This is a genomic window from Shewanella sp. YLB-07 (assembly GCF_009377275.1).
Map to the genome: position 1 here is coordinate 562,806 of NZ_VOQB01000003.1, position 26,103 is coordinate 588,908.

The 26,103-nt window shown below is 43.6% G+C and carries 24 protein-coding genes; 11 read left to right on the forward strand and 13 right to left on the reverse strand.

From position 1 onward, the window contains the following. The first annotated feature begins 768 nt into the window (after positions 1 to 768). Complete coding sequence (locus tag FS373_RS09290; RefSeq protein WP_152829297.1) at positions 769 to 999, forward strand: hypothetical protein; 231 nt, start codon at positions 769 to 771, stop codon at positions 997 to 999. A 390-nt stretch (positions 1,000 to 1,389) separates the two neighbouring features. Further along, positions 1,390 to 5,271 carry a S8 family serine peptidase gene (locus tag FS373_RS32560; RefSeq protein ID WP_152829298.1) on the forward strand — a complete coding sequence of 1,294 codons (3,882 nt, stop codon included), beginning with the start codon at positions 1,390 to 1,392 and terminating at the stop codon, positions 5,269 to 5,271. Between the two features lie 272 nt (positions 5,272 to 5,543). Here the strand turns inward: FS373_RS32560 and FS373_RS09300 are convergent, their stop codons facing one another. From FS373_RS09300 to FS373_RS09315, 4 genes are all read right to left on the reverse strand, one after another. After that, positions 5,544 to 5,810 (reverse strand): hypothetical protein, encoded by a 267-nt coding sequence (locus tag FS373_RS09300; RefSeq protein ID WP_144045329.1) that lies wholly within the window; start codon positions 5,808 to 5,810, stop codon positions 5,544 to 5,546. A gap of 12 nt (positions 5,811 to 5,822) precedes the next feature. Further along, positions 5,823 to 6,386, reverse strand: a complete 564-nt coding sequence (locus FS373_RS09305; RefSeq protein ID WP_144045328.1) for a porin family protein — start codon at positions 6,384 to 6,386, stop codon at positions 5,823 to 5,825. Positions 6,387 to 6,693: 307 nt separating this feature from the next. Continuing rightward, entirely contained in the window at positions 6,694 to 7,554 is an 861-nt protein-coding gene (locus tag FS373_RS09310) for a sterol desaturase family protein (protein ID WP_144045327.1), read from the reverse strand. 157 nt (positions 7,555 to 7,711) lie between these two features. Further along, entirely contained in the window at positions 7,712 to 8,788 is a 1,077-nt protein-coding gene (locus tag FS373_RS09315; protein WP_152829299.1) for a DUF2804 domain-containing protein, read from the reverse strand. Between the two features lie 184 nt (positions 8,789 to 8,972). On the opposite strand from FS373_RS09315, the gene FS373_RS09320 reads away from it, so the two are divergent. From FS373_RS09320 to FS373_RS09335, 4 genes are all read left to right on the forward strand, one after another. Continuing rightward, positions 8,973 to 9,539, forward strand: a complete 567-nt coding sequence (locus FS373_RS09320) for a YajG family lipoprotein (protein WP_144045325.1) — start codon at positions 8,973 to 8,975, stop codon at positions 9,537 to 9,539. A gap of 50 nt (positions 9,540 to 9,589) precedes the next feature. Beyond that, positions 9,590 to 10,186: a peptidylprolyl isomerase gene (locus FS373_RS09325; RefSeq protein WP_144045324.1), complete on the forward strand. Its 597-nt coding sequence runs from the start codon at positions 9,590 to 9,592 to the stop codon at positions 10,184 to 10,186. Positions 10,187 to 10,348: 162 nt separating this feature from the next. Continuing rightward, the gene (locus FS373_RS09330) at positions 10,349 to 10,675 is read left to right on the forward strand and encodes a hypothetical protein (protein ID WP_144045323.1); all 327 of its coding nucleotides are present in this window, start codon (positions 10,349 to 10,351) and stop codon (positions 10,673 to 10,675) included. A 146-nt stretch (positions 10,676 to 10,821) separates the two neighbouring features. Continuing rightward, complete coding sequence (locus FS373_RS09335; protein ID WP_144045322.1) at positions 10,822 to 12,240, forward strand: AmpG family muropeptide MFS transporter; 1,419 nt, start codon at positions 10,822 to 10,824, stop codon at positions 12,238 to 12,240. Between the two features lie 114 nt (positions 12,241 to 12,354). Here FS373_RS09335 and FS373_RS09340 read toward each other — a convergent pair whose 3' ends face one another. Beyond that, positions 12,355 to 12,840: a YajQ family cyclic di-GMP-binding protein gene (locus FS373_RS09340; RefSeq protein WP_144045321.1), complete on the reverse strand. Its 486-nt coding sequence runs from the start codon at positions 12,838 to 12,840 to the stop codon at positions 12,355 to 12,357. Positions 12,841 to 13,034: 194 nt separating this feature from the next. Here FS373_RS09340 and FS373_RS09345 point away from each other — a divergent pair, with 194 nt between their 5' ends. The 5 genes from FS373_RS09345 (at position 13,035) to FS373_RS09365 (ending at position 16,936) form a co-directional block, all read left to right on the forward strand. Beyond that, positions 13,035 to 13,400, forward strand: coding sequence for a VanZ family protein (locus FS373_RS09345; protein WP_185976969.1), 366 nt, complete (start codon positions 13,035 to 13,037; stop codon positions 13,398 to 13,400). Positions 13,401 to 13,479: 79 nt separating this feature from the next. Then, complete coding sequence (locus tag FS373_RS09350; protein WP_144045319.1) at positions 13,480 to 14,418, forward strand: ketopantoate reductase family protein; 939 nt, start codon at positions 13,480 to 13,482, stop codon at positions 14,416 to 14,418. Between the two features lie 126 nt (positions 14,419 to 14,544). Then, a complete protein-coding gene (locus tag FS373_RS09355) occupies positions 14,545 to 16,035 on the forward strand; it encodes a sodium-dependent transporter (protein ID WP_144045318.1) in 1,491 nt (496 codons plus the stop codon). Next, entirely contained in the window at positions 16,032 to 16,142 is a 111-nt protein-coding gene (locus tag FS373_RS09360) for a methionine/alanine import family NSS transporter small subunit (RefSeq protein ID WP_152829300.1), read from the forward strand. Before FS373_RS09355 ends, FS373_RS09360 begins: the two co-directional genes overlap by 4 nt. A 125-nt stretch (positions 16,143 to 16,267) precedes the next feature. Then, a complete protein-coding gene (locus FS373_RS09365; RefSeq protein ID WP_144045316.1) occupies positions 16,268 to 16,936 on the forward strand; it encodes a phosphatase PAP2 family protein in 669 nt (222 codons plus the stop codon). Positions 16,937 to 16,962: 26 nt separating this feature from the next. Here the strand turns inward: FS373_RS09365 and FS373_RS09370 are convergent, their stop codons facing one another. The 8 genes from FS373_RS09370 to FS373_RS09405 all read right to left on the reverse strand — a co-directional run bounded on the left by FS373_RS09370 (position 16,963) and on the right by FS373_RS09405 (position 25,870). After that, entirely contained in the window at positions 16,963 to 17,835 is an 873-nt protein-coding gene (locus tag FS373_RS09370) for a DMT family transporter (RefSeq protein WP_144045315.1), read from the reverse strand. Positions 17,836 to 18,021: 186 nt separating this feature from the next. Then, a complete protein-coding gene (locus FS373_RS09375; RefSeq protein WP_144045314.1) occupies positions 18,022 to 19,560 on the reverse strand; it encodes an AbgT family transporter in 1,539 nt (512 codons plus the stop codon). Positions 19,561 to 19,741: 181 nt separating this feature from the next. Next, positions 19,742 to 20,590 carry a 3-deoxy-8-phosphooctulonate synthase gene (kdsA, locus tag FS373_RS09380; protein WP_144045313.1) on the reverse strand — a complete coding sequence of 283 codons (849 nt, stop codon included), beginning with the start codon at positions 20,588 to 20,590 and terminating at the stop codon, positions 19,742 to 19,744. Between the two features lie 119 nt (positions 20,591 to 20,709). Continuing rightward, positions 20,710 to 21,972: a DUF819 domain-containing protein gene (locus FS373_RS09385; RefSeq protein ID WP_144045312.1), complete on the reverse strand. Its 1,263-nt coding sequence runs from the start codon at positions 21,970 to 21,972 to the stop codon at positions 20,710 to 20,712. 218 nt (positions 21,973 to 22,190) lie between these two features. Further along, entirely contained in the window at positions 22,191 to 22,979 is a 789-nt protein-coding gene (locus FS373_RS09390; RefSeq protein ID WP_144045311.1) for a tetratricopeptide repeat protein, read from the reverse strand. Continuing rightward, positions 22,979 to 23,374, reverse strand: a complete 396-nt coding sequence (locus tag FS373_RS09395; RefSeq protein WP_144045310.1) for a SirB2 family protein — start codon at positions 23,372 to 23,374, stop codon at positions 22,979 to 22,981. The genes FS373_RS09390 and FS373_RS09395 overlap by 1 nt, the downstream gene beginning before the upstream one ends. Before the next feature lie 419 nt (positions 23,375 to 23,793). After that, the gene (locus FS373_RS09400) at positions 23,794 to 24,807 is read right to left on the reverse strand and encodes a trypsin-like serine protease (protein ID WP_144045309.1); all 1,014 of its coding nucleotides are present in this window, start codon (positions 24,805 to 24,807) and stop codon (positions 23,794 to 23,796) included. A 112-nt stretch (positions 24,808 to 24,919) separates the two neighbouring features. Continuing rightward, positions 24,920 to 25,870 carry a hypothetical protein gene (locus FS373_RS09405; protein WP_152829301.1) on the reverse strand — a complete coding sequence of 317 codons (951 nt, stop codon included), beginning with the start codon at positions 25,868 to 25,870 and terminating at the stop codon, positions 24,920 to 24,922. Positions 25,871 to 26,103 lie beyond the last annotated feature (233 nt).

Genomic DNA, 26,103 nt, shown 5'->3' on the forward strand with positions numbered 1-26,103 from the left:
GTGACCTCACATGTAGATACTCTGCGAGTCGCTGTATATCTTTATAAATAGATCGGTCCCTATACGCTCTGCGGTTTCAAACAACGTCCAAGTTTAACGGCCACAGCCTCTCGTTCGAAGAGTATCACTTCGCGATACCTCACCCTGAAACCTAAGCCCTCGAACTCACTTATATCTGATCATTCATCTCTTCGATTTATGTATATGAGAAACTAGTGACACGATTTTTAGACATTAATACATTCTAACAACTATGAATGTCTCAGTTCTTTTATTGTACTTCATATTCATTTCATTTTACGGTGTAATAAAAATGAGTAGTAAATACACCATTTACTGTGTTTACTTTAAAATTTCATTTTTATACAACCCTGCCATCCGTTACATTTGACCCACAACCCTTAACATAAAGACAACACTTGAAGTGGTGCCGTATATTGTTCAACCATTAATTTCATTACCTTTAAAACTAAAAGGGCTATTTCAAACAACAGGAGAATAGAGGAATGAATATTTATATAAAATATATTTAATTATTTTTCGTATCATTTTTGTAAAAGTAATCTCTTAGAAGCTAAGGCCATTGTTAGTTCCAAATTTGCCTCTATTGCAAAGGCTGTCGATTCAGTTAAGCGCCTCTTTTATTTTAGGTCGACTCCATCATGACACTCTTTAAGTATCGACAATTTTCCTATGGCATTATTATTTTGGCTGTACCTTAGTATCGTAAATATAGGACCGACTTTTAATAACTCGAAGAGGTGCTCCATGAACCTGGTATCAATGTTGACCAAAGTACGGTTTATCGAACTGGCGCAATGTAAAACCTGCCAAACGACTCCACCTCAAGCCATTGAAACTAATGAGCTTTCACTGCACCTCCGCTATAAATACCGACAAAGCTACTTCTTACGGGGTAACCATTACCGAATGAAAGAAGGTCAATGCCCAGAAAGGCTTAAGCGCCGAAAAAATAACCATCTAGATAATGCGGTATAAGCCGATTATGGAATATTGAAAAGGCTTATCAATCCAGTACGAAATTTAAAATCAATGAAGACAGATTATGCAGCCATCAAATCATTTCAAGTTACGCAAATGTTAACATAAGGTAGTTAAAGACCTGATTGTTCGATCAAGGAATAGAAAGAGAGCTCCATCTAATTAACTAATCTTGCATTTAAATTTCAAACCAAAAAAGCAACACAAAGAAACATACCGCTCAACACTCCGTTTAATAACTGTTTCATTTTGTATCAATACATGGTAAATATTTTACGCACTGTAAATGATACTGATAGTTTCCAACATCATTGTGCGTGAGTAACACATAAATAATAAATACAAATAAAAGTAAACATGACAAGTTGACATATTAAGGAAGATACAATGAAAAAAAAATTAGCAGTGGCCATATCCTTGGCTTTGTTGTCTGCTGGCATCAAAGCTCAAAGCTTTGAAACTGCAAACGGAGAAACCGTTGAACTAAATATTCCAAACTCACTCGTTAAACAGAAACTAAGAAATAGCTTAGATTTTGTTGAAAACGTAAAGTTTATTCCTGAGTCCGGGTTAGGTGAGCATGAATATGTGTATATTATTCGATTAAAAGATCCGGCAGTAGCGAATTATCAAGGCCAAATCGCCGGACTAAAAGCAACCAGCCCACAGTTTGTCAAAAATAGCTCAGGTACTAACAAGCACCAAAGTGGCAAACTAAACATAGCAAAATCAGAAGTAAAAGCTTACAGAAGTTACCTGCAATCAAAACAAAGCCATTTTTTAATGAAGGCCCAAGCCACTACAGGTCACAATATCGAGGCCATCACACAATTTAGCTATGCTTTTAACGGGATGTCAGTTCGTATGACACAAGCTCAGGCGATTAAACTTGCAGCGCTTCCGGATGTAGCTTTTATTGAGCGTGAACGTTTGGAACGATTAGAAACCGATGTTAGCCAAACTCTCATCGGTTCACCAAAGGTGTGGGATGGTTCAGCAACCGGTACCAAAGCCATGGGCGAGGGAGTCATTGTTGGGGTCATTGACTCCGGAATTAACTCAGATCATGACTCCTTCGCCGATATTGGCCAAGACGGTTATGACCACACAAACCCATGGGGACAAGGTGTCTATGTTGGCGATTGTAAAACCGATTTCATCGAAATGTGTAACGATAAGCTGATCGGTATACATAGTTACTCGGAGATCACCGATAACTATGATGATGCAACTGTATTCGGCGATACACCACCAGCCAAAAACGGAGAGGATTACGGTGGTCATGGTTCCCATGTAGCAAGTACCGCAGCGGGTAATATTCTGCTAAATGTCCCTCTGGTCGAAGGTGCGGTGGGGAAACTTGAGGGCGACGGCATAGAAACTGGCGTTGAGTTCTCACAGATCTCAGGCGTCGCTCCTCATGCTAATATCATCGCTTATCAGATCTGTAGCCCAGGGGACGATAAAGATACCTATGCTGGCTGCTCAAGCACAGCTATCTTAAAAGCCCTGGATGATACAATCAAAGATGGAGTCGATGTCATAAACTTCTCCATCAGTGGAGGTGGCAACCCATGGCAGAGCTCTGCTGAACAAGCTTTCCTTAGCGCAAGAAATGCAGGTATTTTTGTCGCCGTTGCAGCAGGCAATACCCGAACAGGCGGTCCATTTCAAGTCCCCTACTCAACCAAAAAAAATGCACCTTGGTACACCTCTGTGGCAAACTCAACTCATAACAGAGATGTCGCAAGATCCGTTGAATTCAATAACACCAACTATGACTTTACGCCTGGCTCTGGTCCAGTACAAACACAGAGCATATCCGCTATTCCCCTATACGCTGGCAGTCTCGATATCACTAATGTTGAAGGCTGTAATGCTTTTGCCGAGAAAGCGTTCGAAAATAAAGTCGCACTCATTAAACGAGGAACCTGCGCCTTTAGCGATAAAGTCAATAATGCTACGGCAGCAGGTGCTACAGCCGTTATCGTATTCAATAAAGATGGTGAAGCGAATACCAGGTTGACCATGTCAAGTCTGGAAAAAAGCACAATCCCAGCTATCTTCATTGGTAACCTTGATGGATTAGAGATAGTTGCAACGCTTGCTGAAAACCCAGTATTGGAAGTCCGCATAGATCCTAAACCAAAAATCCTTGAGAGAGAAGCAGACGTGCTCTCTCCAGGCTCATTAATCGGACCTAACGCCACGAATGATGTCATCGTTCCCTTTGTTGCAGCGCCGGGTTCCGATATCTATGCAGCCTATTCTGATCAACAGTTTGGTCACGATAAATCAGGCACAAAGCCCGCTGACTTTACCTTAATGTCAGGCACCTCTATGGCAAGCCCTCATGTCGCCGGCGCTGGGGCACTACTGAAATCAGCGCATAAAGATTGGACACCGGACAATATCCGCTCAGCACTCATGTTAACCGCGACTACAGCCCAAGGGATGAAAAAAGCCGACGGGAACACCATGGCCGATGCTTTTGATGTGGGTTCTGGACGTATTCGTGTTGATCTGGCCGCAAAGACTGGTCTTATCATGGATGAATTAGCACTGAATTATGTGATTGCCAATCCATCAACCAATGGTGAACCACACAAGCTTAATATTCCCAGCATGGCCAACTCTAAATGTGTTAATACTTGCAGCTGGATACGAACGGTCACCGCAACCGGCGACGGTAACTGGAATGCCACAAGTACCAGCATCACAGACCACTTTAAACTGACGGTCTCTCCGGAGACATTCAGTTTAAAAACAGGTGAAAGCCAAGCGATTACGGTCACAGCAGATGTCACCGATGTCGGAGAGGATTGGGGCTTTGGCCAACTAACACTGACATCTGATGCATATCCAGATGCCAATATGCCGATAGTAACTAAGATAGCTAAACGTAACTTACCCACTCACCTCACCATTGATGCCTACCGTGATGCCGACGAACGTAACTACACAGATCTTAAAGCTATTGACCTTCCAGGCCTCACAGCTCGCGTCACATCGTTAAAGTTAAGTGACAGCTTTGAGTCTAAGGTAAAACAGGACTCAAATGTCAGCAGCGCACTGGATGACTTACAGGATGGTGTACAGATATTTAAATTTTCGGTGGATGATAATGCGCTCTATTTCAGAAGTTCAATCAGCTATACCACTTCGCCCGATCTCGATATGTTTGTCTTGTTAGACAAAAAAGATGGCAGCAATACCAGCTTAATAGCAAAATCCGCCTTTGCAGGCTCCAATGAAAGCGTATTGATCACCGCGCCTCAGCCCGGTGATTACTATATTCTAGTGCAAAACTATCAAGCCTCAGCAGCTGACTCTGAGGATACGTTCGGTCTCAAGCAACTGACGCTATATGATGAAACATCAGAGAATCTGTCGCTGAGTCTAAGCGGAGAGATGAAAAATTTCGCCTTGAACTTGGCCTGGGATGAAAAGATGTTAGCGGGTGATGAGGGGTTAGCGGTCATTAAACTGATGAGCTCAGATGATAAGATCGCGGATGTTTCACTACCAATCGTATTCGAGCGTAAAGCTGATGATGTGATTATGCCCTTAAAAGAAACCCTTTCAGGTGATTTATCGGCAGGTGTAGCGAAAACAGTAATCAGCAAGATTGAAGCGAATAAAACTCAGGAGACCCGAATCTATAAATTGGCAGCCAAGATACCTGAAGGCCATGAGGTGACCAACATCACTCACGACGGTAAGTTGGTTGATAATGTGATCAATTGGAGTGTCGAGATGACTTCCGGTATGACAAGACAAGATGTTAAATTTGATTTTATCCCCCGTAAAGCCAGCACACAAAACAGCTTAACCTTGTCCAATATTGTCGATAATCCAACGGCTAAAAAACTAGAACAAGTTTACAACTTCGATGTAGCTGAAGCTAAGCCAGTCGCTAAAGTCGATGCACCAAGCTCTATCCTAGAAGGCCAAACCTTAGTGTTAGATGCCAGTGTCTCTTCAGATCCTAATGGTGACACCTTAAGCTATAAATGGACCCAACTAGGTGGAACAAGTGTGTCATTTAATGATTCTGCAGACAAACTTAGCATAGTGGCGCCAACAGTGGGGGGCAGTGCTCAAACACTCTCTTTTCAAGTTGAGGTTCATGACGGCAACGGTAACAAAGACTCAAGCTTAATCTCTGTGTCGGTGACAGATACTGTAGAGAAAAAGAGTGGCGGCTCACTAGGCTGGTTATTACTGCTACTGCTTCCATTCGTTTGGAGACGTCGCACACAAAGTTAGTGCCAATCTGTTTGCGATATAAAAGGGTCAACAACTGTTGACCCTTTCTATTAAATTTAAAGATGACGCCTATGTTACGTTTCTTGCAGCTAAGCGTCGAACATTTTATCCGCCTTAAAATCGACTCTATCATTGAACTGCCATGCACCATGACGTCAAAAAAAGACAGGTAATTGCAGTGTTACTTTTTAGCAGCCAAAATATGCCTAATAATACAACCTTTAGAGCATTATTTTGTTAGCGAACCAACCAATAATCCCAAATCGAAGAAACTAATAACCCGATGTAGATAATGCGGCTGTGAGCTTCCAAAACAGGGCAGAAAAATGTTCCTTACATTTGTCGACATTTCCACCATCCGTGGCAGTCAGATGTTTTGGCAGAGCCCACAGGAAAGTGCTTGCGGCGACTCGTAGAACCTCCTCAAAGTAAAGAGGCACAATCCTCGCCGGATAGGCGATAGATAACAATGAAGACAAGATCTTTAAACACACTTCCCAATACCAACAACCTACAAAGAAAATGTACTCAGACTTCATTCAAAGGCTACATTAGAATCGATAGCTCATGCCGATGCTGAAATTTTGTACGATGAGTTCTTGAATCGGCACATACTGGTATTCCAGGTTGAGCCCTAGTCCGGATTGAAAGCGTATTCCCCAGCCTACCGCACCATAGAAATCGGTTCCGTCTGTTTCAATACTCTCAGTAGTGCCACTACCGAAAACACCTGAAACATCATAGTTAAGCTCATTAGCACTGGCACCTAACTTGGCATACAGGCTATTACTTTCAGACAGCGGAATTTGACCATATATTGCCGCTCGCACACCTTTGTAACTGATATTATCAACCGTAGAGATCAAGCCCGTAAATGCACTTGCAATACCACCACTACCACTGAAGATACTGCCCTCTAGGCCAAAGTTGTCATTAAGCATATATCGATAATATGCATCGATTCCAACACTATCTCCACCGCCGTACTTCTCACCATTGTCGGCCTCAAAATCTTGGCCGCCATAGCCAATATTACCGCCAATGATATGATTAGACTCACCAGCCATGGCACCAAAACTCAAAATAGATGCAATCACTATCGATAACAATTTCATACAAATCCTTTTCCCTAAAAATGGTCATAAACGCCGCAAAACGCGACAGAAACCAAACAAAAAACAAACCAGCAACGCTGATTTAACAGGCGTTATACTAGGCGCCTAAGCTGAACGAGGGATAATAAGTCATACAGGTGTAAATTAGCAGTGTTATAAACCAGCTTTACTCTTTGTATTGGTTTACTAAATTGAAGAGTGTAAATTTCACCGTAGACTTGATGTGTTTTATAGGAGGGTGTGCTGTTGGGGGCTGATTTTGTTAAAAGCCATTGAGCAATATCTCAATGGCCTGTACAACTAATGATTAAGGCTCATTATTGCCTCGTGGAGGTAATAGCAGATGACCCAAGCGCGCCTTCAATGACAATCCAGGCGTAAATACATCCCTAAACATCTCCTTCCATTCACTGAAAGTGACCACTAGCGGGTTGAAACTATTAATAGGTTTAGTGATGCCATACTCCACCGTCTCCTCCTCTTTGACGTAGGTACCAAACATGCGATCCCAGATGATCAACACGCCAGCATAATTCTTATCTATGTATTGAGGGTTGCGGCCGTGATGAACTCTATGATGTGACGGCGTATTGAATATCCACTCAATTGGACCTAAGGTTTTGACCGCCTGAGTATGAACGAAAAACTGTAGCCCAAGATTGAGTAAGACCACGAATACCACCCAATTTGGATCGAAGCCGACCACCACTAACGGCAGCCAGAACACCCACATGCCCGCTAAGGGGTACATCAGAGATTGTCTGAATGCGGTGCTGAAATTCATGCTTTCCGAACTGTGATGGGCTACATGGGCAGACCACATCCAACGTACCCTGTGGCTGGCACGATGGAACCAGTAGTAACAGAAATCCTGAGCTATCATGAGTAACACAAAGTTGATGACATTCATCTCGATATCAAACAAACGCCAACCAAAAAACATCAGATAGAGTTTAGCGATGAGCAAGCCCGTTAAAATATCCGCCCCTTGATGCATCCCCGCCAGACCGAAGTTACACAGTACCTCGGGAAGATGATAGCGCGCACTATGGGGTAATTTCTTTCGCCTATCGCCCAGATACCATTCCAGCAAGATGCAGATAAAAAAGATAGGTGCCAGCACGATAAGCAGCATCTCAGGGTGAGCGATCAGTGAACTAAATTCCATCAGACTTCCTTTCTGTTATTTTTATTCTTATTTTCTCTAAAACTGATTGTTGATACTGACTCTTTATTGCTGTTTCTTAATACTCGCAGTAAATTAAATCAGAACCTCTGTATCTAAGTACTAAGGACACTCGGTGATGCCAAAGCTAAACTCGGCTCTACCAACGGGCAAAATGATCTTCGGTGAGGCCCATGACATTGTGCAAGGTATGCTTGTTGCCTAAGTTATCTATTATCTGGCCCGAATAGTGACCAACATACTGCCTGAAGTTACTCTTTAACAGCCAGAGGTTTAGTTTCTCTGAGCGGCAGTTTTTGGGCTGAAAATTCAGCTCTATTTGACCATTATCGGAATAGATAAGCCAACTCGCGGCAGGCGTAGGTTCAGCACTGCCAGCATCTCGGGTAAACTCGAAATGTACCGGACCTAGAAGGTGTCGCTCGCCATTGACCCAAAATACATTTTCACTGCCGCCGGTCTCATTCACACCGGCGGCTAAATTCAAGCCTATGATCCCATCTTGTGTATGGGCATTGATACTCGCCCAACGCCAGCTCGTCTCACGGCGCATATATCCAGCGGAAAAATCGTATCCCGCCAGTGCCTGGTTCAGTGGCTGAGGCTCGTCGTGAATGGTCAAGTTTCCCTTGGGCTTTAAGCCATTATGTTTCTGGGTATAGGTCCAGCCACTATATCCCGTCGGGGTACAGAGTGAGATGGGCAGACTCAAGGGAGGTGATTCGAGTTCAAGCTCGGCCTCGATAGACTTCGTTGAGATAGCCAGATGCCACACACCCTCGCGCAAGTTAAATTCAATGCTCCCCTTTTTGCTGCTTATCTTAGCGCTGGAAGACAGAGGAGAAGGCTCCATCTGATAACCCATTCCAGGGGGTTTAAGCCAAGATGTTTCCGTTATTTGATTCTTACTGATGTCATAGAGATAGCAAAAAGCGCTGCCAACATAGCGAATATCGGCGATGGCCACGCCTATGATGTATCTGGGGGTCACCAGACTAACAAATTGAAACTGTTTGAAATGAAAGTGCTTCTTCAAGGATGATACTGGCTTATCCATTTCATTGAAGTAGGCAAACTTGTCTAGCGCTAAGTCCGTTACTGGCCCATCAAAATAACCCAAAATAGGCTTACCTTGACCATCCATGAGTTCCTTCGGTGCTGCCATTGTTGATATTTTATTAGCTTGCCAATCGCAGCTAGTCTGCGCTAATCCCATTAAACACATCCTGTATATAATTTGAACTTTTACTCTAACCTGATGGGATTCGAGATCAAAGTCAAATCTTCGATTCATTTAGCTTAACAAACTGAGCAAGTAGACTAGCTGTGGAAACCAAAATCATTTCTGGTATGCTGACACCACCTAGTTTTTGATATTACTCAAATAAGAAAATCAGCAAATGAAACGTCTCATTCTATTGTTCACTGCATCTGTTTTACTCTCGGCCTGTGCCAGCCAAACTCCGAGTCATATCGCCTTGAATCCACAAGTGCCAGAGGTTCAAAAACAAACGAACTCTCATCAGGCACTTGCCATCGAGACAATAGATACTCGTTCGGCCAATTTCATCGTAAGATTTAACAATGGTGACGATGCGGCCAAATTAGTCAGTCCCTCAGAGGCCCCAAGAAAGCAGATTGATAGTGTCTTTCGTGCAGGATTTACCCAAGCGGGTTATCAAATAGATCCAAGCTCAGTCAAGCATATGCAGATACAGTTAGAACAGCTGCTCACCGATGTGACTGAATCGATCTTCGGTTTCGAGGCCAAGAGCAATATCATCATTAATGTTATCGTCAAAAATTCTAGTCAAGAGTTGACCAAGCGTTACTCGGCTCGGGGCACATTATCGGGCCCGTTTAGTGCAGATTTTGCCACTTTAGAGCTTGAAATGAATAAATTACTCGGCCAACTCAGCGGCGACATACTCAACGACCCTGAGCTCAATCAATTTATCCAACAATAATCGGCGCTAAGCCAGTTCCAAAATAATTTTGAACTAAACAGGGAAGCCCTATGTTTCGTAGAATTTGCACCTTATTGATGCTCGGCTTGAGCATGAGTCTAAGCTCCATGGCCTTGGCCATAGATATTCAGCCTAATACTCTTTACCCTCAAGTTGAGCTCGACACTAGCATGGGAAAAATTGTGGTGGAGCTGGACAGAACCCGAGCCCCTATCACAGTGGATAATTTTCTCACTTATGTCGTTAAAGGTCATTACAACAACACCCTGTTCCATCGTGTCATCGCCGACTTTGTGGTTCAAGGCGGTGGACTCGACCTTAAGCAGGAAGAGAAACCCTATGATGCTCCTATCGTTAACGAATCCGGTAATGGACTATCGAACAGCTTCGGCACTATCGCCATGGCAAGGGATAACAATCCTCATTCGGCCACCAGCCAATTCTATTTCAATGTTGCAGATAATGAGCGCTTAGACCCGTCATCGAGACGTTGGGGATATGCCGTCTTTGGTGAAGTCACCCAAGGCGAAGAGGTGCTTGTTGCAATGGCCGCCGTGGCGACAGAACACAACAATAAGCTAGACTGGCCTGACTTTCCTGTTGAAGATATCATTTTAAAGAAAGCGACGCTGTTACCTCGAAAATAGCGCTTAAATAGATATTTAAACTTAATCTGTATCGAAATAAGTAACTAAAAAATATAGCCAAACATGAATTCAATTCAAAAACGTTCAATATTTTTCACAAATATTGTTCACGGTTTAATTTTTAGTCCTATACTGATTACGTTGTAATAAGGAGGCGACTTGATGACCCCAAATGAGTTCATCGATAATAAAGCGCCCCAGCTGGCCCAATATGGAAAAGCGTTTCTGAGAGATCAGCTCGATTTTAATGAGGTCCAGTTATATCTATGGGACACCCTAGAAGAATGGCAACAGTTCAATCATCAGGGTGACGCGCAGTCAGATATGGAGAGAGTGTTCTGGCATCTACTACATGCCTTTGACAGATGGCCCGATTGGATGATCCGCGGCAATCAATACCTGCGTAAGCAAGTTGATGAATGTTGTGATTATCTTAATCTCGGTGGCCAAGTGCCAAATAACTGCATTGGTATCAGACCTAACTCCTAACGCTCTTTATCTTTATTCTAAGAGCTGAACAAACGTAAACTCAAAGCCCGAACCATAGCGTTTGGGCTTTTTTTGTGCCGACTTAAGCTAGTCATTTGAACTATTTGGTATTAAGCTAGGTCGATTAGTATCTCTTAAGTCTCCCTATGTCCTCTTCAGTCTCTTCCAAGCTTGGCCAAGTCAAAGACGCTTTCTCGATTTACTGCCACAAACGTGTCTTAGTCCTGCTTCTGCTCGGTTTTTCCGCCGGTCTGCCCTTGATGTTGGTGTTCTCGACACTCTCATTCTGGTTAAGAGAGTCGGGCATAGACAGAACTGCCATCGGATATTTTAGCTGGATTGCCCTCGCTTACGGATTCAAGTGGGCCTGGTCCCCTCTGGTTGACAGACTGTCTCTACCCATCTTCACTAGGTTACTGGGACGCAGACGAGGCTGGATGCTATTTGCTCAAATACTCTTGGTGGGAGCCATTTTAGGCATGTCTTTCAGCGATCCAGTCAAAGATCTTGAGAGACTGGCACTGTTTGCGCTTATGGTCGCCTTTGCCTCCGCCACCCAAGATATCGTCATCGATGCCTTTAGAATAGAGTCAGCACCGGAGAAGATGCAAGCCGCTCTCGCGGCGGCATATCAAGTGGGCTATCGCAGTGCGATGATCATTGCCACCGCGGGCGCATTAACCATTGCAGCTTGGGTCACCCCAGGTAACGATGAATACAACCTATTGTCCTGGCAAATGGCCTATATGATCATGGCAGGCCTGATGTCCGTAGGCATTCTGACCACACTATTTTGTAAAGAGCCGGACGTAGAGGTTAAACAGGCCGACGAGCAAGAGCAGCTCATTATGCAAGAGTTGAAACAGCGCTACCCTAAGGTCATCGCCAATACCTTATCTTGGCTATACACGGCCAGCGTGTTGCCATTTATGGATTTTTTCAAGCGCTATGGGCGCAACGCCATACTGATCTTATTACTGATATCCTGTTACCGCATCTCAGATATCGTCATGGGGATCATGGCAAATGTATTTTATGTTGATATGGGCTTCACTAAGACAGAGATAGCAACAATCAGTAAAGTTTATGGCCTGATCATGACGCTAGTAGGTGCAGGATTTGGCGGTTTATTGATCGCCAGATATGGCACCATGAAGATACTCTTCATCGGCGCCTTGTTGGTGGCTGTAACTAACTTACTCTTCGCCTGGCAAGCTGTAATAGGCTATAACGTGCCATTTTTAACCTTGGCAATTTCTATCGATAATTTCAGTGCAGGCATTGCCACGGCAGCCTTCATCGCCTATCTATCCAGCTTAACGAGCACAGGATACAGTGCGACTCAATACGCCCTACTCTCATCCATCATGTTACTTTTCCCTAAGTTCATTGCCGGATTCTCCGGAGTCTATGTCGATAGCTTCGGTTATGTGAACTTCTTCATCGCCGCCAGTCTTATTGGCTTTCCGGTTCTACTGCTTGTGTATATTGTCGATAAACGCACACGCCATAATGAGCTGAATAAGGTTAATGACGGCATGACTGACGCATCAAGTGAAGCTTAGATGACTAAAACTTAGCCTTGGCTGTTGGTATTTCTCTTTCATCTAAAAACAAAAAAGATGCTTAAAGTGCTGTTCTTTAAGCGTCTTTATTTTAACTTTCTCTCGTAGAAAAAGTTAATCTCTGAAGTTATTAAACTGGAATGGTTGACCTAAATCGGCTTCGCGAGCCAGCGCCATCACAGCCTGCAGGTCGTCACGTTTCTTACCTGTGACACGAACCGAATCACCTTGAATTGAAGACTGAACTTTAAGCTTGCTGTCTTTTATCTTCTTAACTAACTTCTTTGCAATTAAGGTTTCGATGCCTTCTTTGAATTTAACTTTCAATGAGAAGGTTTTTCCGCTGTGAATCGCTTTATCATCGACATCCATAGATGCCGGGTCAACGTTACGCTTACTCATCTGCATGCGTAAAATATCAACCAATTGTTGGCACTGAAAGTCATCTTCAGCAGATAGCGTCACGATATGATCTTTATATTCGATGCTCGCTTCTTTGCCGCGAAAGTCGAAACGACTCTTAAGTTCACGTACCGAGTTATCGACCGCATTACGTAGTTCAACTTCGTCGACTTCAGAAACTATATCCATTGATGGCATTTCAAGTGTCCTATTAGCATAATTTAGTGGCGCTAGTTTACCGTATTTAAGCTATTAAAGTTATTTATACTGGGTGACTTCTTCCTGTCAGTGTATTAATTCGACTTAATAACCCACTAGAAACGAGAGTTTAATAGTGACAAGGGCTCGCGATTTTTTTATGATAAAAAAAACAACAAGACACATAAGAAATTTTGATCTCTAAACGACATATTTTTAGGCTTATTCTGGTCATAGCATTGATAGTCATCAGTTACCTGGTCTTTTCCAGGCCGCATTATCCTCAGCTTTTTTCAAATATGGATAAGGTCGGCCATCTTGGTAGCTTCTTCTGTTTATCTTTACTGACATATTTAGCATTTAAGCCTAAGTGGTATCTGCTTACAGCGACGCTGTCGGTTTATGCCATCTTCATTGAACTCGTTCAAGCCAGATTGCCCTATCGCACAGCCTCTGTGGCAGACTTCATCGCCGATATGGCAGGTATTCTTCTCTTCTATTTCTGCCTTTGGAGTTACCAGCGCTACTTTCGTGCCACTAAGCTCACCGAATCCCCTTAATCTGGAAAATAGCTAATCTAGCGTAATCGCTAGCCTTTAGTAAACGCTAATCATGGCCCTAAACTCGGCAAGGACACTTATGTATAACCCATCGATTGCCATCCTTGGCGCTGGCGCCATCGGACAGTTGATTTATCATCAGCTAGTCAGGGCCGAACTTTCCCCCTATTTTATTACCCGGGGAAAGACCCAAGGGAAACAAGTGCTCACCCTGACCCATTTAGACGGTCATGAGACAGAATCAAGAGCACATACTGTCAGCATAACAACCTCCGACAAACAAGAAAGTGAGTGCCTACTATTAAGCAAGACTCAGTTACTCATCGTCTGTGTAAAGTCCTATCAGGTCAAAGACGCATTAAAAGCGGTCATATCACAGCTTCCCCGAAACTGTCACATACTCCTGCTTCATAATGGCTTAGGTTCTCATCTTGAGGTTGAGCCTTTCCTCCAAGGCAGAGGTTTGAGTTTAGGTACCACCTCTCAGGGCGCATTCAAACAAAGCACTTGGCAGATCAAACAAACTGGCACAGGAATCACCCAGATAGGCCATCTCAGTGGTCCATCTATGCCTTCAGATCTGAAACCGGTGTTGCTGAGCGCGATTCCCAACGGTGAGTGGTGCGAACCCATTTTGCCGTTTCTGTGGCAGAAACTGGCTATCAATGCGGCAATAAATCCGCTTACAGCAATTGATAACTGTGCAAATGGAGCCCTCGCAGCACCTCAATATGAGCAACGAATCTGCGATATAGTCACTGAACTGGTGGATGTCGCTATGGCCACTGGGGTTGAATTGAACAAGTTAGCACTCACCAACCGAGTGTACAGTGTTATCGAACTCACCAGCGCTAACTTCTCTTCGATGCATCAAGATGTAGCGAATAAACGTCGAACTGAGATAGACAGTATCAACGGTTACATAGTCGAAAGAGCCAAGGAACATGGGTTAACCGCCAAGGTCAACCTTTCACTGCTAAACCGCATAAAAGCAATCGAGGCTGACTACCTAGTTTGATCCCATTTGGGAGGCTGATCACTTTGCCTTCAGACCAATTGATAAACTATTTTCAAAATGCGGCAATTCATTTTTAAGTCTACTATTAGGTCATTGGGCAGTAGATTGAAAACAATGGATTAGTTTATGCAAAGAGAGCAGTGGAACTCGCGAGTTGGCTTTATTCTCGCCGCTGTGGGCTCCGCCATCGGCCTTGGGAATATCTGGCGATTTCCCTATATGGCCTATGAAAATGGCGGTGGTGCATTCTTCATTCCCTATCTGTTTGCCATGATTTCAGCCGGCATCCCCTTCATGATCATGGAGTTTAGCTTGGGCCATAAGCTAAGAGGCGCAGCCCCTAAGGTATTTGCCAAGCTGGGACAGAATTATGGACTAAGACTAGAGTGGTTAGGCTGGTTTCAGGTTTTTATCGCCGCCATTATCGCCATCTATTATGTTGCCATCATTGGCTGGGCGATATCATTTCTCGGTTTTTCGTTCACCCAGAGTTGGGGCGCGGATACCAATGCCTTCTTCTTCAAAGAGTATTTACAGTTAGAAGACAACTCACCCACCCGACTAGGTCAGTTTCAGCTGCATATCGCGATCCCTATGGCCATTGCCTGGTCTATTACTTCACTCGCCATCTTCACCGGGGTCAGAGGCGGAATAGAGCGAGCCAGCAAGATCATGATGCCCTTACTTTTCATCATGGTGCTGACACTTATTGGACGCATTATCATGCTCCCCGGAGCCCTGGAAGGCTTAAATTATCTGTTTGAACCAGATTTCAGTAAAATTTTCGATGCTAAGGTCTGGTCCGCCGCCTACGGACAGATATTTTTCACTCTCAGCGTCGGTTTTGCCATCATGCTGGCTTATTCAAGCTACTTGCCTGAGAAATCAGACATAAGCAACAATGCCTTCATGACAGTATTAATTAATTGTGGCTTCTCAATCATGTCGGGGATCATGATTTTTGGCGTCTTGGGTTATATGGCACAGGAGCAAGGTAAGGAACTGACCGAAGTAGTTTCCTCTGGTGTAGGTCTCGCCTTTGTTACCATTCCGGCTGCCATCAATTTACTCCCTGCCCCCTACATATTTGGGCCACTCTTCTTTCTCGCATTGGTGGTTGCCGGGTTAAGCTCTCACATATCTATCATCGAAGCCGTCACATCAGCAGTGATGGACAAGCTAAACCTGGCCCGTAAAAAGGCTACTTTCCTTGTCTGCGGTACAGGCTTCTTTGCCTCTATGGCTTTTGCAACCAACGGCGGCTTACTGCTTCTCGACCTTGTTGATTACTTTATTAATAATGTTGCCCTGCTCTTTAGCTGTTTTATCGAACTCATCATACTCGCCTGGTTATTTAAGATCGCCGACATCAGGGATTATGCCAATCGCTTGTCTGAATTTACTGTGGGCCTATGGTTCGACTTGTGTCTACGATTTGTCAGCCCCGCCATGCTCGCCATCATCTTAGTAAAAAACCTCATCAATACCGTCACCGACGGTTATGGCGGCTATCCAATCAAAGATCAAATCATCCTGGGTTGGGGGCTAATCGCAGCCATGCTGCTACTCTCATTAATCATCAACCTATTCACATCAGACAAGGAGGACGCTTTATGACAACTGGTGCCATTATCATGATGACTTTGGCCCTGTGCATTACTTGGGGCGGTGCTGCCTTATGCATAGCCATCGCAATGAAAAAGAGGAAAAAATCCCAAGGCTAACCGGTATTCTTACTTCAACACAGCAGTCTCTTAGCCCTTAAACAAAGTCTTGATGCAATTGGGCACACAAACAGGTAGATTAGCCGGCTATCTTCTGGGAAAACTCTCTACGTTGCAGCAAAACAATGAAAAATATCTCCTTACTTGAATCGAATCGAGTGCTGACTGCGCTACTTGGCTACGGCTTTATGTTGGCTTTGACTATTGTCAGTATTAATTTCTGGGACCGACCCATTGCGGATGCCATGCATGCCCATGGCTATTCAGGTACATTACTTAAGTTACTAAGCCAGATCCCAACTGTGCTCGAGGTCATCGCGGCGATTTTCATTATAGGCGTCTTAATTAAGCGCAGCCGCGAACGTTTTAGCTCACTCATCATTAATCTCATCGCCACTATTGTCTTAGCCAGCTTATTGAGAGTATCCGCCAAGATGGCTTTCGGTCGTACCTGGCCAGAGACCTGGGTCAATGACAACCCATCTTGGATTAATGATGGCGTTGAGGCATTTCATCCCTTTGCTCAGGGTGTTGCCTACAACTCATTCCCATCTGGCCATGCGCTATTTACCTTCTCTCTAGCCACAGTGCTTTGGTATCACTTCCCGCGTCTTCGACCCGTTTGGCTAGCCTGTATGCTAGGAGTGTTCATCGGCCAACTTGGACAAAATTATCATTTTCTTGGTGACTTACTTGCCGGAGCCACATTGGGTACGCTTATCGCGCATATGGTTATCCTAGTGAGTAACAAAGCGAGACAACACTTTCATAGCCAAAAGCATAAACAAGCCTAATAGAAAGTAATTATCTAGACGCCGTCTTAACCCCACATCACTAAGACTGCAGCCAAGGCGATGAGTATCAGTGCCAGCATATCTTTTATTTTTACTTTCTGCTTGAGCCAAAACATGGCTATTAACAAGGTGAAGAAAACCTCAATCTGACCTAAGGTTTTCACATAAGGTACGGCTTGAAGTGACATGGCGCTGAACCAACCAATAGAGCCCAGGCAACTCGTGATGCTAGTGAGTAAGGTGAGTCTGGGTCGCTCTATCAAGGCCGTTAATGTCTGCTTGTCTGTGATTAACAGATAGGCAAGCAAGACCAGAGTTTGAATAGTGATGACAAAAAGTAAGACCCAGGCAGCTCTGTGAGGGAAAGGTAAATCCAATATTAAACTGGCCTGGCGAACCCAGAGAGAAGTCAGTGCAAATAAAGTACCACAGGCCAAACCTATGAAAGCCGTCTTAAATGAGATGCCTCTGAACCCTTTGGCACTACTCATCATAAATACCGCTACGCCGCCTATTAGCACACCGAGCCAGCCTAAATCGGTAAGCTGAGTGCCAAAAAACAACACGCCTAACACGGCAGCGACAAGCGCCTCACTCTTGGCAAGCCCGGCTCCAACAGCGAAATTTTTAAGTTTAAACAGCTGCACCAGTAATACCGTTGCCAATATCTGCACAGCTGAAGCACCAAGCACGTATAGGCTGAACTGAAGCGATATTTCAGGCATACCCACCGGTTGCCAAAAATACAGGCAGCCGAGATAGAGTGCGGCTATGGGACCTGCCCACAGGAAGCGTGCCAAGGTGACACCGGCGACCTTAACCTCTTTGCTAAGTTGACTCTGAAATGCATTACGCCAAGCCTGCATACAGGCGGCGAGAAAGGTAAAGAAGATCCACATAGGGTACGACTACTTCTTACAAACAATAAAAAGGGGGCTAAGCATATCCCATAGATGAACAACAGGCGATATCAGAGCAGGGAAAGTTAAATATACTCACTATGACTACAATGAATAATCTGCATAAAAAAGCCCCGAAAAGTTCGAGGCTTAATATGATTGCTAGCTTACCAGAGAATGCACAGCTTAATAGGTGTAGCTGGCCCCCAAGCCTAGCGGCAGACCGATCGACCAGTAAATCAATAACCAGCTACTCCACAGCGCCAGTAAACATAAGCTAAACGGCAACATCATAGATATTAAGGTACCTATTCCTATGTTTTTCACATAACGCTGACAATAGACCACCACAAGTGGGAAATAAGGCATTAATGGGGTAATGATATTTGAGCTGGAATCCCCGACTCGATAGGCTGCTTGGGAGAGATCTGGGCTAATGTTTAGCTGCATCAACATAGGCACTAAGACCGGACCGATCAAGGCCCATTTAGCCGATGACGACCCTACAAACAAGTTCACAAACGCCACTAGCATGATCATGCCTATAACGGTCACCTCAGCAGGCAAGTTCATCGCTTGTAGTCCACTTGCTCCTTCTACCGCAATCAAGGCCCCAAGATTGGATGCAGAAAACGCCGCAACAAACTGAGCACAGAAAAATGCCATCACAATGTAGTGAGCCATACCGCTCATAGATTTGGACATGGCTTGAACCACATCACTGGAGTTTTTAAAGGTACCGGTCATATAACCATATACCACACCAGGAATAACGAAGAAGATGAAGATCAATGGCACGATTGATTGCATCAAGGGGGCGCTGAAACTGGTTAACGAGCCATTGGCATCTCTAAGTGTTGAAGTTTCAGAAATAGTAAGAGAGAAAAAACCAATAATCGCTGCTAACATGACTAAACTTGCTACGCGAAACGCTTTCTCCTCTTTAGGCGTACTTTCTTCCATAGAAGGCACATCGACCTCTTCAGTATTCACCTTGTGGGTGCGGTTCAGCCTTGGCTCTAGTACCTTATCGGTTAAGTACCAGATCACTAAGACAATAGGAATACATGAGGAAGCCGCGAAGAACCAGTTATTCAACGGATTAATTTGAATATCTGGATCGACTATTTGCGCAGCCGATTGCGTAAAGCTTTGTAGCAGTGGATCGATACCTGACGGAATAAAGTTTGCGCAAAAACCGCCAGAAACACCAGCGAACGCTGCTGCAATACCCGCTAGTGGATGACGACCAACGGTAAAGAAAATCACCCCAGCCAGTGGGATAACCACCACATAACCTGCATCAGTTGCAGTATGAGAAATAATTCCCACTAAAACCACAGCAGGAGTAAGAAACTTAAGCGGTGTCACTTTAAGCATCTTTTTAAGCGCGGTATTGATAAAACCTGAATTCTCAGCAACCCCCACACCTAACATAGCAACCAGCACAACCCCCAAGGGTGCAAAGGCGGTAAATGTGGTTACCATACTAGTTAAGAAATGAGTTAACGCATCTGCACTGAGTAGGTTTTTTACTTCTATCGGTGAACTGGTTCTAGGATCTATTGCCTCGAAACTCACTCCTGACAGTAGCGCTGATAATCCCCATACCGCAAAAAGTAAAATAAGAAATAACATGGCCGGATCAGGTAATTTATTACCGACCCTTTCGATACCATCTAAAATCCGCCCAAGCTTACCCGAGGCAATCTGTTCATTTGCCATAGTTCATCATCCTCTGTTTTGTTATTGACGCGCTCAGGCTCTTTGCAGTAAAAGACAGACGCGACTTTTTTAAAGTAGGATACAGACACAATCTGTAATCAAGCTTAATCCCGAGTAAAAACCACCTACAAAAAAGCCCCGGTCAATGACCGAGGCTTTTACGATAACCCGTTGGCCAGTACTATTTACTGGTATCAATCGCATCGAAAGACTTAACTAGGTCATCCACAGCCTTCATCTGATTCAGGTAGTTTTCTAGTTGATTCAGCGGTAATGCACATGGTCCATCACATTTAGCATTATCAGGATCCGGGTGTGCTTCAATAAACAAACCAGCTAAACCTAATGCCATACCACTACGTGCAAGCTCGGTTGCTTGAGCGCGGCGTCCACCAGCCGAATCAGTACGGCCACCAGGACGCTGAAGCGCATGAGTGGCATCGAAGATAACAGGATAGCCGGATTGCTTCATCTCATCCATGCCGAGCATATCGACAACCAGGTTGTTATAACCAAAACTAGATCCACGTTCACACAGAATAATATTGTCATTACCAGCTTCGTTGAACTTAGTGATGATATGACGCATCTCATGAGGCGCTAAAAACTGCGGCTTCTTCACATTGATGATGGCGCCGGTTTTTGCCATGGCAACCACAAGATCAGTTTGACGAGCTAGAAAAGCAGGTAACTGAATGATATCGACCACTTCAGCCACTGGCGCGCACTGGTGGATCTCGTGCACATCTGTGATCAGAGGCAGATTAAAAGTTTGCTTAATCTCCTGGAAGATCTTAAGCCCCTCTTCCATACCGGGACCACGATATGAATTTATCGACGAGCGATTAGCCTTATCGAATGAGGCTTTAAAAACATAAGGAATACCTAACTTTTGCGTCACTTCGGCATATGTTTCAGCGATTTTCATCGCTAAATCACGAGATTCGAGCACATTCATGCCACCGAATAACACGAAAGGTTTATCGTTTGCTATCTCGATAGCACCCAGAGCTATGACTTTATTACTCATCAATAATTCTCTCTAAAAGGCCAAGGCAATTGCCTTAGCGTTAATCAAAATAAGTTCAGCAGCTATCCACATATCCAGGCTATATATACCTTCACCCAGTTCACAGCACGACTCTTAACCTACAGGCCTTGAGTTGAGATTATCTGTAATAGCTGTCCACACATCCATGCCATATATGTTCCAACAGCATAGCCCAATACCGCAAGTAGTACACCCACAGGTGCTAATGCAGGATGGAATGCTGCGGCGACCACAGGCGCAGAGGCCGCGCCGCCCACATTGGCCTGGCTTCCCACCGCCATATAAAACAGCGGTGCCTTAATCAGCTTAGCCACAATGAGCATAAAGCTGGCATGAACTAACATCCAGATGATGCCGATGGCGAAATACCATAAGTTATCCGGATCTGCCAACTTAGATACATCCATATGCAAGCCAATAGTTGCCACGAGAATATACAGGAACACCGAAGCAACTTTTGAAGCCCCGGCAGCTTCCAAATGGCGTACAGGGCTGAATGACATGGCCAGACCAATAGTCGTTACAGTGACGATCAACCAGAAGAATTTAGACGTTAGACTGTAATCTCGGGTCCAGGGATAGTTAGCCTCGAAGAAGGGTCCAAGGAAATCGGCAAATACGTGAGCTAGACCCGTAACACCAAAACCAACCGCCACGATCAACATCAAGTCGTTTAGACTGGGAATTCGGGAGTTTTCGGCGTGGTACTTTTCTACCTTGTCTTTCAATTCTTCGATTGCCCTGGTATCGGCCCCCGTCCAGGCATCGATCTGCTTGGCCTTAGAAGCCATAAACAGCAATACAGCCATCCAGATGTTGGCGACAATCACATCGACAGTGACCATGATAGAGAAGATATCGCCACCAGCCTCATAGATCTCTTTCATCGCAGCCTGATTCGCGCCACCACCGATCCAGCTTCCCGCTAAGGTCGTCATGCCACGCCAAACGGCTTCGGGCCCAGTGACACCCAAAATTTCCGGATGTATGGCTGAAATGATAAGCAAGGCGATAGGTCCACCGATCACAATTCCCACCGTGCCAGTCAGGAACATGATTATGGCCTTTGGACCTAGGGAGAAGATGGCTTTAAGATCGACGCTTAAAATCAATAGGACTAAACAAGCCGGCAGTAAGTATCTTGATGCCACGAAGTAAAGCTGCGAGGTGTGTCCATCGATGACGTTAAAGGTGTTAAGCAATGAGGGAAGGAAATAGCACATGAGAAGTGCGGGAATAAATTTGTAAAACTTAGTCCAGAAAGGATGTTTACTGTTACTTGTATAAAAAACGAAACCTAAAACCGCTGCCAACAGACCCAAGGCCGTGGCATCATTTGTCACTATGGCTGTGCTACTCATGCTGTATTATCTCCCCTACGATAGCATTATTCTTATTATTTTTTTGTTATTGTTTAGCTTTGGTATTTCTTGCTTTTTGATTAGTTTAACGGCTCGATACAGGCGAATATAGAGCTAAATGAGAGTGACCAGAATCCTTGCCTGCCACTCGTTATTTAATGAAAATCACTTATCGATGCGTCCTCTGAACCGTAACAGCCTGCTTATTGACAGACATGTTAATGATAAACTTCTTGTTTACCCTTGAGCTCTTTGAGTTGCATCTTAACCAGTTCAATCACAGGATCATGTGGGCTGTTATCAACAAAGTGTTTAAGGTCCGCCGCGGCCACACTGATACAACCTAGCTGTTGCGCGATAAAGGCACGTTCTCGATTAAGGTTAAGATCATCTGAATGCCATTGAAGCAGTAAATTACAACACTCCATCGCTGGCTCAAACTGATGTGAGACGATACTGCCGGCTTTAAGCTCGTGTATCATTCTAGAGATCAGGCGCTTCAAGCTTACAGGCTTAAGATAACTCGGTTTAAAGCCTACGCCATTACCGAGCTCTCCCCGCACTAACACATGAAGTTCATGTCGTGTTAGGTCATCACCGGTTAACGGATCTATATAACGGATCTTGTCATCGATTCGGCTACATAGCACAGTCGTGCCAGGCAGTAGCAAAGGCTCTAATTCTAGATCGAGTTGCTTTGCGAGCAACATCAAGACTGTGGCCAAAGTCGTACTATTTCCCTGACGCGTGGTGACACAAGCCCCCAAATCAGCGGCTTCAACGCTAAAATAGGATTCACGGGCGCAAAAACCTAAGTCGTGGTAAAACCAATGTAAAAGGCCATCTAATCTCTCATGACGATCCGCTACATAGTGACTCAAGACTGAGCCCGCAATCTCTAACCAAGCCCATTTGGCAGATTCGAGTTTTGAGAAGCCCAGATGCTGTGAAATTTCAAATGCCATTTCCGGCAACTGAATACTGTCTTTCAGAGTCAGAGTTGTCATTAGACCATTAGCACCGCTTGCTTAAAAATGGCTATCTTAGCGGCATATACTACCCAAGCAATCGCACCGAAAGCAGCAAACACCTTGAATAGCTTTCCTTTGTTAGCCTTTAAAGAAATAGTAGCTAAAAGGATATATGCCACAACAGCGCCTAACTTCTCGGTGATCCAAGGGTCGACGAAGGGATATTGCTGAATGACGAAACACAAGGTCAAACCAGATAATAAGAGTAATGTATCGATGACATGGGGAGCGATTTTAACCAGCTTCTTATCCATGATAGGAGACTGACGCATATGAAGCACGAAACGGACTAAAAAAAACAATACGCTAGCGGCTACGAAGGTCAAATGAACGTGCTTAATAGCAGGATAAAAACTGTTTAGGGTTTCCATTTAAAACTCTTATTAGGCTGACAAAGGCGGTAGTGTACCCGATCCCCTTCCCCATCACCAATATCACTCGCTATTACAGACCGTATTTTAAACATAAATTTTGAACTTTCTCTGCCGTATTTTTTTATGCTGATAATTTCGCCAGTTTTAGCTGACAGACATTACCAAGGCTAACTTGGGTTAGCCTATTAAGTGAATGGTTTAAGCTGATACTTTGGCATAGCAAATCTTCCTCGACAACTTTTACTTAAGCTTAATGAAGTGACCTTTGTATCACACTTCTGATGGCTTAGTGATTCACTCCGGAAACACAAAAAGGATAGAGGATAGTGTCAGGGTAAAACCACTGACACCTTGGCGGACATAACCAAGTTATGTCCTATTTATTCACTTTCAGAAAATCTGAGTCTTACATTTTCTTAGTAATCAGGAAATATGATTGCACGCTGCTCAGGGTCTAATGAATGACTCATAGCAGATACATCAGAACGACTTTGAATGTCTTTAACTGTGTCTACAATCCATTGGATAATTCCAGGGCGCGTGAAGCCTGCATAATATGTAGCCACGTTATGTATTTGGCTATAACTATCCGTTCCAGAGCTGGCAACACCGTAGATCTTGCCCTCGAAAATCAGCGGACCACCACTGTCTCCTCTGAAAGTAGAGTACTTCGTTTCTACCGTACCAAGCTCATTCATTGACCATCTCGTATCTGACGGATCCAGAGGAGGGTTTTCTATGGTTATAGAGTGTTGATTGGGTATATAAGTACCAGATTCTACAAGTTTTTCATGCGATGTCTCTCGCCAACTACAATTTGACACGCTAGAGAACGGATACTCTTGTGTAAAATACTCACGAGAGAAATATATAGAATCTGGACAAAAACGCATAAATGCTTCTCTTTCATAGTCCGGAGAATGCGCCTTTGCAGCAACTCGTGCAGGTATAGGCATACGCTTTAAATTTGATGTTGAATATCCGATGGGATAAACCTCGGCTTCTAGTGGAATTGGGCTTGCTGAAACGGGTAACCAAGTTACGCCTTCTGGCATACTTTCCAGCTCTAAAATAGCAATGTCATCAAATTTACTCCTGTCAAACTCTCCATTAATGCGATAGATATGGGTAGCCGTATAATCCTTAACCACCTTCACTCGAACACCATTATGTGAAAAATCCTCACCTCTTGAATGCAATAAATACACGTAACTCCCTACCGTTACCTGAGATACACAGTGTGACGCAGTTAACACCGTCTTGGGTGCGATAATCGTTCCACTACAGTGAGCGTCTTTCAAATAAACCATATAAGGTGCATCACTGGCCGCTACGTCGTTACCTTCAACCGCGAGAGACAGAGGCGAATAAATTCCGCACAATGCTGAAAACAAAACAACCGAGGGTAAGCCAATATTAGTTTTTTTCATTGAAATTTCCTTTAAAATAATAACCATGAGAACAACGTTAATATATGCGATAAAATACCATTCGAAATCCAACGATATTAATGTTCGTCATGTGAAGGACTTTAGACCGGAATTATTTATTTTCCATTATATAATTCAAATCATAAATAACACCCGTTGGTAGAGTTAGTTCCAGCGTTAGACTATCAGGTAGAAGATCTCCATCATTATTTTTATATAAATATTTATAGTAGGTAACTTGATCTTCTACCGTTTGTGTTAATTTTTTTATTGGATAGAAAGAAAGTCCGAAAAAATCCATATCGACTTTCCATTCTTTAACTGGATCAGCATAGTACACACCATAGATAAGTGAGCCATCATCGATATATTCCATCTCAATGGTTTTCGTTCCTTTCCCGAAGATAGTCTGTGTGGCTTTTTTTATTTCACCATTATTATGGTATTGAAATAATAATGTACTTTTCTCTCTTGGTCTTATTTTTTTGATTTCTTGAATTTTTCTTAACTTACCATCGTTGTGATACGTATAATGAAATTCAAGATTTCCAAGATCATCACCACTTTTAGTGATCTGAGTTCTTTTGATTAACATTCCACGTTCATCGTAGATGTATTTTATTCGATAAGTTGAGATCGGAACACTATCTAAGCTAGATGTTAAACCATTGAAAACCTGCTTATTTTCTCGAATAACTTTCCCTTGATCGTTATAAGTATACTCAGAAATAAAGTTGATTTTGGTATGGCGAACATAACTATTTATCACACCATGCTTCATTAAAGCGCTAGCAGTTATTAATAAACCATCCGAGTTATAGACATAATCGAACCTGCTATCTGCATAATCTCTCTGGGTAACTCTGCCGTTGTGATCATAACGGTAAGTACCAGCTACCGATATGTTACCAGCAACATTTTTTCTGACTTGAGTTAAGCGTTCTACGTTAGACAAAACCGTATTTATGTCCATATTATCTTGAAATACAGAATATTGTTCATAAGCTGTAGCGTTAAAAGTAGTTAATATTACTAGAGCAGTAAAGCTTATTTTGAAATTCATTACCTATTAATCCATTCATTATTAATATTAAAGATAAGCCCCCACCCAATGACAATTTAAAAGTGATATTTATAAATAACTGATAAAATTAATATGGGAGGGTAACACTAATTAACAATTACGTTAATTACCAAAAAACTAAAAATCACTTTTACAATATACTCATGATGCATTCAAGATGCTTTACAATCTTTACTTAAAATAAAACAATATTAAACTACGATCCATATATG